This is a genomic window from Paenibacillus sp. LT-B23 (assembly GCF_059417685.1).
Genome location: NZ_JBSQBM010000020.1, coordinates 117,906 through 124,566, shown reverse-complemented (window position 1 = coordinate 124,566; position 6,661 = coordinate 117,906). Strand labels below are relative to the sequence as shown.

The 6,661-nt window shown below is 42.0% G+C and carries 7 protein-coding genes; all 7 read left to right on the top strand.

All coding sequences use genetic code 11. From position 1 onward, the window contains the following. On the top strand, positions 1-180 hold a 180-nt coding region (locus tag ACWXW9_RS22320), incomplete at its 5' end, for a hypothetical protein (protein WP_494931227.1). Then, a complete protein-coding gene (locus ACWXW9_RS22315; protein ID WP_494931226.1) occupies positions 177-1,337 on the top strand; it encodes a DNA sulfur modification protein DndB in 1,161 nt (386 codons plus the stop codon). The genes ACWXW9_RS22320 and ACWXW9_RS22315, both read left to right, overlap by 4 nt. Beyond that, positions 1,334-2,392 (top strand): DNA sulfur modification protein DndB, encoded by a 1,059-nt coding sequence (locus tag ACWXW9_RS22310; protein ID WP_494931225.1) that lies wholly within the window; start codon positions 1,334-1,336, stop codon positions 2,390-2,392. Before ACWXW9_RS22315 ends, ACWXW9_RS22310 begins: the two co-directional genes overlap by 4 nt. Positions 2,393-2,537: 145 nt before the next feature. Beyond that, a complete protein-coding gene (locus ACWXW9_RS22305) occupies positions 2,538-2,996 on the top strand; it encodes a competence protein ComK (protein ID WP_494931224.1) in 459 nt (152 codons plus the stop codon). A gap of 172 nt (positions 2,997-3,168) precedes the next feature. Then, entirely contained in the window at positions 3,169-3,474 is a 306-nt protein-coding gene (locus ACWXW9_RS22300; protein WP_494931223.1) for a hypothetical protein, read from the top strand. A 422-nt stretch (positions 3,475-3,896) separates the two neighbouring features. Further along, complete coding sequence (locus ACWXW9_RS22295) at positions 3,897-5,291, top strand: TldD/PmbA family protein (protein ID WP_494931222.1); 1,395 nt, start codon at positions 3,897-3,899, stop codon at positions 5,289-5,291. Positions 5,292-5,294: 3 nt separating this feature from the next. Next, positions 5,295-6,638, top strand: a complete 1,344-nt coding sequence (locus tag ACWXW9_RS22290; RefSeq protein ID WP_494931221.1) for a TldD/PmbA family protein — start codon at positions 5,295-5,297, stop codon at positions 6,636-6,638. Positions 6,639-6,661: the final 23 nt, after the last annotated feature.

The window sequence follows — 6,661 nt, the reverse complement described above, 5'->3', positions numbered from 1 at the left end:
GCTGACTTTACCCAAGCAGTAGAAAAAAAGAGGACTTTAATTAAGAAAGAAGTATATCAGAAAAGAAACGCAGGCAAATTTAAAATAGAAAGCAACAGAGTTTCAATAACATTAATATTACTGAAAAAAACGAATATGAGTATAGTGAATGGAGATATACTAAATATGGGATTTATATGAATGAAATTATATTCAAATCCAAATATAGTGATTATAATGAAAATGAGGTGAGGATAATGTATGAGCACAATATAACAACGAGATTGCCAGGCGAAGATTATATTCAATTTGGAAAAAAGATATTATTAACGCAGCTTCCTTTTAGATATTTGAATACAATTTTTGAAGTGGACGAATATGTACAAAGGCAACTTGATGTTAGAAAACGAAATCAGATTAGAGATTTTATTTTAAATGCAGTTCAAAAAGACTGGTTTTATTTCTCACCATTTGTTTTCTCGGCGCGAGGAGCTTTAACACAGGTATCAAATGGTTGGGAAATGCCCACTGACTCAAAATTAATTGTAATTGACGGCCAGCATCGCATTAGCGGTCTAAATCTAGCTATTCAAAGAATTCAGACGATGGTTTCTAATACTACAATGACCAGCAATAATGAAGAAGTGAAGTGGAATAGAAAAATATTAGAAAAGCTTAATAACTATCCAATTTCTATGCAAATATATCTGGATCTTAATACCCAGCAGGAGAGACAGCTTTTTAGCGACATTAACACTGAGCGTAGAGAACTGCATGGTGGGCTGATTGTTAAGTATGATAAACGCGACCAATATTCAAAACTTGTACGCGAGATTTCTCATGATTTGAAATCTGAATTTGAGATTGAAGAAACACTTTCAAGACTATCAAAGCAAAATTCTGCACTCACTACTTTGGTTGGCATGAGAAGATGCTTAATAGCTATGTTTGAAGGAGATCTAAATATAAAGGAAGGAGAAGAGTCTTACCAAGAGGTTAAGATTAATGAAATTAGACCTATAGCTATCTCTTTTTTTCATAAGTGGCTTGAAATATTTCCCCTAAAAGCTAATGACCGTACTATATATGTATCAGGCATTACTACGATTCAAATTGTACTTGCGAATACCGTGAATCAGCTAAAAAGAAATAATAATATTTCATATATTGAAGCTATTAACCTACTGAGTATTTTAAAGAGTGAATGCACTTGGAAACATACAGACCCTATCTTTTACGCATACTATGATAAAAATAAAAAAAGACTTGTTGATTTTAGTAATACTACTGCCATCAACAAATTTACTAATTCTTTTCTTGATATTATTGAAGCGAGAAGAGGTGGTCTTAACATATGAGTTACCACAATGAGTTTAAACAGTCCATAGAACTTTTTAGAGTCAAGGATTTATTGAAATATGTTGCTGAGGACAAAGTGAATTTTTTCGATGTAAGTCAAACGAGAATTAGAACAATTCGAAATTATATTGTAGACAATATTTTGAATAATGAAATTTACTTCCCCCCATTAGTTGTTGCTAGATATACAGAAGAAGCGAAAGAAGATAGCCGTCTTTCTGACCGATTAACCATAATTGATGGGAATGGGAGGTTGCTTGCCCTATCGCAAATTTCGACTGTAATTGATCAAAAGCAAAAATCACTTGACCCCAAGGAACTTGACCAAAGTGAGTCACTAAGAATTTTTATTAATGAGAGTTCTATTGCAATACAGATTTACGAAGGATTAAATCAAGAAGAAATTATGCAAGCGTATGTAGACTTTAATACTAAAGGCAAGAAGGTAGCACTCTCAAAATTAATCGCTTACGATTCGAGAAACGAGATTAATCGAATTTCTAATGACGTTCTTGAACAAAATACAGATTTAGTTAAGGCGAAAGTGGAAAGAGAACTTAAAAGCTTAAAGAAGCCTAATAATAAAAGCTTTCTTACTCTATCGCAATTAAGGAAACTTATTGCGATTTTTTTAACCAGTGAGCTAAAAAGTGAACTGCCAAAAGGAAATATTAAAAATAAACTAAATTACGAAGAGAATATAGAGTTGATAAACTTATGGTTTAAACTTCTTTTTAATTTACATCCTCCTGATACTATTGGAAATTATCATAAAACTATGTTGGCATCCTTTTCATTACTTCAAGCCCTTGCATACCATGCTATTCGAGGAACGAGTCAAATGAATTTTGAAAGTAAATTAAAGACAGTCCAAGAAAGAATGTCTAAACTCGATGTGATCAATTTTTCTCCAGATCAGGAGCAATGGGAACTATTTAAGGGCATACGTAGAGGGAAAGATAATTACTACTATCTCTCGGGAAACAAAGATGACATTTTAAAGATAGAAAAATGGCTAACTAAAGTTACCCGAAAGGAGGTGAGCACATATTAACTCATTAGGACTCCCCCCATAGTGTCGCTAGGAACGATTAAATATGGAGGGAGAGGTATGTTGGAGTATACCAACATATTGTTAGTATACTCATTTTACTTTGAACTACAAGTTCATAGGAAAGAGTAGGTGAATCAAAAAGAAGATGACGTATATAATTAAACCAAACGCATTAGCATTATTCCCTGTACTCGACGCATCTGGAGGTTGGATGACGCAGGTATATGAGGGGACGCGCACTTTTCTAGAACCGAGAGTACCTATTAACCTATTAAAAGATACGATGTTACATTACGGGACTGATTATGATGGGGTGCGAGAAGCAGCAAGATTAATGACTGGCTATGGATATAAAACTCCAGTTTGTATAAGTCCTATTTTGAAACTTTTTATGTTTCCGATTAATTCATTCAAGAATAAATCGAATGCATGGTTAATGGAGAGTCAAATCGAGAGTGTAATTACACAAGAAGAAAATACTTCTACAGTGCTATTTTGCAATGGAATTATGATAACAGTACCCTGCACTAAAATAAGGATTGAGTCTAATTTAAGAAGAACAGCGAATTACCGCCGCAAGCTAATGGAGAGAAATCATATTTAAAGGAAAAGTTTAACAGAACAATCCGAAAGTAAACTCTGTATTATGAATTCACTTTCGGATTGTTTTTAAAACTTAAATGATCATAAAGGGATTTATTTTTATATGCTACGTATCCACGTACCACATCCGTTATCATCCTTTGCTACACTTTGAATAAAAAGGAGATGATAACTTGGATACTCAACCCAAGATACTAAAGAGCGTGGAACATACAAACCCATCTGAAAATACGGCTGAGCAATACGAGAGCTTGGTACAACAGGAAGACGAACACATAGAGAGACTTAAAACATGCACAAAGCTCATTTTCGATGCGCTAGCTATTATTTCTCAAAAGGCAAGTGTACTTCACATGGAAACCGTCAAAGAAGCAGCCGACCATCTTCATATCATGGAACTGGACCTTCGCAGGGAATTGTTTAAAGTTCGTTTGAAAAAAAGTATTTTGGCGAACAAAATGAAGCAAACCCAAGCATAGCAGCGGAGGGAACAAAGCCGTCCTGAAGAACCGAAGCGTTCGCCTGAAAGCTTCCGTAAGAAAGCTGCTTCGTTAGCATAACCGCCGCTGGATTTTTACCGTTAAAATATAATCAAAAAAATCTGGGGGCAACAGCGATCGGAAGAATGATCCGTCTATGTAGCGTCCTTAGTTGCACGTACAACCTCTTTAAAAAGCTAAACCCGACATGACCCTTCACGGTCTGATCGGGTTTTCTCATTTCAACCCCTCCATCCCCACGTATAAATCATTATCTACCCTCCAAACAGCCGCCCTCACGTAGTTACACCCACTCCCAACATCATGTATAGTAAAGTTATGGGAAATAAACATGAACCCGCATATTATCTTGATCGCTTAAACGTACAATAAGAAACATGGCAAAAACGAGGAGGAACGTGATGATACGTCCAACACAGATTCAGGATATGCTGCAAGCCGCGTTGGAGACGGGCGGAGATTTTGCAGAGGTGTTCGTTGAGGACCGTACCAATGGACAGTTGGGCATGACCGGGGGAGTTGTGGATACGGCGCTGTCAGGCCGGGATTTTGGGATTGGTATTCGGATTATGAAGGAGCATTTCTCGGTGTATGCCTACACTAGTGATATGAGCGAACAGAGCTTGATTCGACTGGCAAAATCGGCCGCCAAGGCCATTCGCAGAGGTGGAGCACCAGGTACACACACAATTACACTCCATCCCCATGCTATCCCTAACCAACATCCGATTGCGATCATTCCTGACGGTTCACAGAAACGCGCCAAGATCGATATGATGAGACGGGCGCATGAGGCGGCAAGCCAATACGATCCTTCCATCACGCAAACCTCCATTGGGATTAGCAACTCGATCCAAAATGTGCTGATCGCCAATAGCAACGGGCTGCTGGTGGAGGATACCCGCACGTATACACGCATGAGAATAAGCGCGATTGCGACTGATGGGGAACATAGACAATCCGGGTTCCGTGGGCCGGGCGCATATGCAGGGACTGAATTCCTGGAGAATCTGAATATCGAAGAAAATGCGAGACACGCAGCTCGTATTGCGACCACGATGGTCAAAGCTGGATATGCGCCTAGTGGCAGACTACCCGTCGTGATTGAGAACGGCTTTGGCGGCGTTCTTTTTCACGAGGCGTGTGGACACGGGCTGGAATCTACGGCGGTGGCCCATGGAACCTCTGTGTTTGCGAATAAGATCGGGCAGCAGGTAGCTTCACCGCTCGTTACAGCTATAGATGATGGAACGATTCAGAACGCGTGGGGCTCGCTTAATATCGATGATGAAGGAGCGCCAACACAGCGCAACGTACTGATTGAGAACGGCATTTTAAAAGGATATCTGATTGACCGCATGGGCTCGCGCCAGATGGGTGTACCTGCGACAGGGTCAGGACGAAGACAATCCTATAAATTCGCGCCTGCTTCCCGCATGAACAATACGTTTATTGCGAACGGAGATTCGACCCGTGAAGAAATCATTGCGAATACGGAGTACGGGATCTATGCCAAATCGCTGGGCGGCGGTTCGGTGAATACTTCGACCAGCGAGTTTAATTTTGCGGTTGAAGAGGCATACATGATTCGCAACGGCAAAATTGCGGAACCGGTCAAAGGCGCAACATTGATCGGAAAAGGGATTGAAACACTGCAAAATATTGATATGGTCGGCAACAATCTGGATCATGGTCAGGGGATGTGCGGCTCCGTCAGCGGAAGTCTTCCGGTCAACTGCGGACAGCCTACAATTCGAGTGTCCGAAATGACCGTCGGCGGACGGAAGGGGGAATAGGCGATGAATATTCAGCAATTTCAGGAAGCGTTGTTCACAAAAGGTCGGGAAATCGGCTACGCGGATATGGAAATCTACTATGTAAATGGACGTTCTACCTCAGTAAAGGTACTGAAGGGAGAAATTGACCAATATACCATCGTTGAGAATGGCGGACTTTCCTTCCGGGGTGTCATTAACGGGAAAATGGGCTATGCCTCTACAGAGAAGCTGGAGCCGGACGTGATCGACTTTTTATTGGAGGAAGCACGTAGCAACGCGGATATATTGGAGAGCGAGGAACAGGATGAACTGTTCGAAGGCTCTGAGAGCTACCCTGAGCAGCCTGCCTATGCCTCAGCGTTGGCTGACACGGCTCCTGAGATTCTGATCGAAGCGGCGCTAGAAATGGAGCGCACAGCGCTTGCCGCAGATCCACGGATTGTGATGGCTCGGCATTGCTCGGTCAGCATTCGGGAAAATGAGGTCCTGATTGTGAATACAAAAGGACTGCACTGCCATCGTCGCAAAAGCCTAGCGACCGCTTATGTGTATGTGATTGCAGCAGACCATGACGAGACGGTAACTGGGGGCTGGCATGATTATTCGCTGCGAAGTGTGGAAGAAATCGATATTGCGGATGTGGCGCGTAAAGCCGTAAAAGAGGCTGTTTCCAAGCTGGGTGCGCACACGATCCAATCGGATAACTATCCGGTCATTTTCCGTCATGATGCAGCAGCGCAATTGCTGGCTGCGTATACGTCCGTATTTTCAGCGGAATCGGTGGATAAAGGCTTTTCGCGATTGGCTGGGAAACTGGGGCAAAAGGTGGCAAGTGAGCATATTACGCTGATCGATGATCCGCTGATGGAGAACGTTCCCGCAGGCAGTACGTTTGATGCCGAAGGCAGCGCAACGCATCGTAATGAGATCATCAAGGACGGCGAACTACGGACGTATTTCCATAATCGCAAGACGGCCCGCAAGGCTGGGGTGCAGAGTACCTCTAATGCTTCCAAGGGAAGCTATAACGGTAAAATCGGTGTGTCTTATCATAATCTGTATGTGGCTCCCGGTTCTTCTACCTTGGAGGACATGATTCGCAAGACAGATCGCGGGTTGATGATCGTCGAGCTGCAAGGACTGCATGCGGGTACGAATACGGCGTCCGGTAACTTTTCGCTGGCTTGTCTGGGATACTGGATTGAGCAGGGGCAAGTGGTCAGAGCGGTCAATCAGATCACCGTATCGGGCAACTTCTTTGATGTGTTGCAGCAGGTAGAGGAAGTTGGCAACGATTTACGTTTTACGGGAAGCTGCACTTCCCCTTCGCTCAAGCTGGCTTCACTCTCGATTTCAGGGTCATAATCACGGGAGCAACCTCCTTTTTT

What these genes read in the sequence shown, in the direction of transcription:
- ACWXW9_RS22315 (WP_494931226.1), top strand. Translation starts at nt 177, where the DNA reads ATGAATGAAATTATATTCAAATCCAAATATAGTGATTATAATGAAAAT.
- ACWXW9_RS22310 (WP_494931225.1), top strand. Translation starts at nt 1,334, where the DNA reads ATGAGTTACCACAATGAGTTTAAACAGTCCATAGAACTTTTTAGAGTC.
- ACWXW9_RS22305 (WP_494931224.1), top strand. Translation starts at nt 2,538, where the DNA reads ATGACGTATATAATTAAACCAAACGCATTAGCATTATTCCCTGTACTC.
- ACWXW9_RS22295 (WP_494931222.1), top strand. Translation starts at nt 3,897, where the DNA reads ATGATACGTCCAACACAGATTCAGGATATGCTGCAAGCCGCGTTGGAG.
- ACWXW9_RS22290 (WP_494931221.1), top strand. Translation starts at nt 5,295, where the DNA reads ATGAATATTCAGCAATTTCAGGAAGCGTTGTTCACAAAAGGTCGGGAA.